Annotated in this window: 2 protein-coding genes; both read right to left on the reverse strand. The window is 70.3% G+C overall.

All coding sequences use genetic code 11. The features are described from left to right. Window positions 1–529, reverse strand: a 529-nt coding sequence (locus tag RHBS_RS28270) for an ABC transporter ATP-binding protein (protein WP_145977675.1), incomplete at its 3' end; no start/stop codon positions are given. Beyond that, window positions 526–731: hypothetical protein (locus RHBS_RS29495; RefSeq protein ID WP_236745430.1), on the reverse strand; the 206-nt coding region annotated here is incomplete at its 5' end. The genes RHBS_RS28270 and RHBS_RS29495, both read right to left, overlap by 4 nt.

Here is a 731-nt window from a genome sequence, read left to right on the forward strand (position 1 = left end):
GGAGCAATTCTCGAATCTCCAGGATTCCCTGTGGGTCGAGACCGTTGGTCGGCTCGTCGAGGATCAGCAGCTCGGGCGTGCGCATGAGCGCCGCGGCCAAGCCGAGGCGCTGCCGCATACCGAGCGAGTACTGCTTGACCGGTCTGCGTCCCACCCCCGGCAAGGCCCACCTGCTCGAGGCTTCGCCGACGCGGGCGTTCCTGGTGCGCCGGGACCGCCCGGCCCGGCCGCGTCGAGCAGTGTGAGGTTCCGGCGGCCGGAGAGGTTGGGGTAGGCGGCGGGGTTCTCGATCAGCGCCCCCCACCCGCGGCAGCACGTTTCTTCGTCGCCGCGGCATTTCCTCGCCGAGCACCTGCATCTGCCCGGAGGTCGCCAGGACCAGCCCGAGCAACATCCGCACGGTCGTCGTCTTGCCGGAGCCGTTGGCACCGACGAAGCCGTAGATGTCGCCGGCGCGCACGTCGAGGTCCACGCCGTCGACAGCCTGCACCGATCCGTAGCTCTTGGTCAGGCCGGTCGTGCGGATCATGCGACTGCTCCTTCGAGCTGCTGGGCGGCGGTGGCCAAGGTTTCCGCGGTGACGGTGCCGGAGAGCAGGTAGCGACGCCGGTCGGCGGTTGGCTCGGTGATCAGGACGTTGAGCGGGCCGATCGTCAGAGCGACGCTGCTGCCGGTGACGACCGCGCCCGGAGCTGCCCACAGCTGATCGACGAGCCCACGGGCGGCGCGAC

The organism is Rhodococcus sp. BS-15, from assembly GCF_000813105.1.
Taxonomy (GTDB): Bacteria; Actinomycetota; Actinomycetes; order Mycobacteriales; family Mycobacteriaceae; genus Rhodococcoides.